Origin of the sequence: Sphingomonas sp. Ant20, assembly GCF_000783375.1 — a bacterium.
Lineage (GTDB): Bacteria > Pseudomonadota > Alphaproteobacteria > Sphingomonadales > Sphingomonadaceae > Sphingomonas > Sphingomonas aerolata.
On sequence record NZ_JRVI01000266.1, the window covers coordinates 1 to 1,503 of the forward strand.

Sequence of the window (1,503 nt, forward strand, 5' to 3'; positions counted from 1 at the left end):
GCCGCCGTCACCCGCGCGTTCGCGTCGGCGAGGAGCGGCGCCAGCCCCGCCGAACGCGCAGCCGCTGCATCGGGATCGCTCCCGGTCCACTGTTCCTCGAGCGCGTCGAGTGAGAGTCCGTCGCCGGCCGCGGTTATCTCGCCGATTACAGCCGCCAGCGCGTCGCGCTGGCCGCGGATGCGCCGCGACGTCTGTACCGCAGCGTCCAGCTCCTCGATCGCAATATTCCCCAGATCCTCCACCACGGGACGCAGACCGTCCTCAGCCGCCTTACGGGTGGCCGCCGCCGCCTCGATCTCGGCAAACCGGCGATCCCGCTCGGCAGTCAGGTCCTCGCGCGCCTGGGAAGCGATGCCAGCGGAGGCACGCCGCCCGCGAAGTCGGTCGAGCGATCCTTCGCCCTCGCCTCCTATTCGCGCCCATAGATCCACCACGTCCATCTCGAAGCCGTGGCGGTCCACCTCGATGCCGCGCATTCGGGCTTCGAGGGCCTCTACCGCGTCCATCTCGACCCGAAGCTCCTCGACCAGTCCGAGGACGCCCTCGCCGTCTGCGATGGCAAAGCCGGTGCCGGCGGCGGTCTGAACGTCGCGCCACTCGCCCTCGATCCGTATCCTGTCGTCACCCCGCCGACGATTCGCCCTCGTCAGATCGGCAAGCGTATCGGTCAGCTGACGCATCTCGGCGTGATCCTGGCGGTAGGCTAGCGCCTGCGCCTCGCCCGCGGCACGGCGCCTTTCCGCCTCCGCCAGAACGGGCGCCAGACAGTCGTCGGACGGCTGCCAGTCGGGCATCGCCTGCAGCAGCGCCGTCCGAGACGCAGTCTTGCGCGCGCCTTCCGCCTCCGCCTGCGCGGACAGCCGGGCCGCCTGCTCGGCCGTCTCGATCGCCAGCGTTCTATCCGCTAGCCACCCTCGCAGCCGTGCAGGCTCCATGGCGGGGAACCCGAGACCTTCCATGTGTGCGGTCCAGGCCGCGGTGACGGCGCGCGAGGCAGCCTGCGCATCGTCACGCCGTCTCGCCGCCTGGGCGCCCCTCAGCGCGACCTCGCCTGCCTGCCTGTCGAGCAGACCGAGTTGCCCGGAGTCGGCGGCGAACGCGAAGCGCCGGTCCGCCACGAGGTCGGCATCGTCGACGCGCGCACTGTAGTCCTCTGCGGTCGCCGCGGGATCGCTCAGCGCAGCGGAGCCGACCAGAGCGTCCCGCACTTCGCGCCATAGCGCTTCGCGTCGCTCGCGAGCCGCGGCAAGATCGGACGCCGATACCGCCTGCCCCCCTCCGGCGAGCGCCTGCCGGTCCAGCGCGACGCGTTCGAGCTCCTCCTCGACGCGGCGGACCTCGTCGGCGGCGATCCGCGCCGCCTCTGCCAGTCTGGCAAGTTCGGCATCTGCGGCGCCGATCTCGTCCTCGTGCATCCCCCGGCAGCCGTTCGAGATCCTCCGGTCCGCCCGTCCACGGCGCCAGGCGCGCAGCGCTCGGCTTGCGGCCTCGTGCGCCTCGATG

General features: G+C 71.9%; 1 protein-coding gene. It reads right to left on the reverse strand.

The features are described 5' to 3' along the window. On the reverse strand, window positions 1–1,415 hold a 1,415-nt coding region (locus NI18_RS25285; RefSeq protein WP_037532752.1), incomplete at its 3' end, for a hypothetical protein. Window positions 1,416–1,503: the final 88 nt, after the last annotated feature.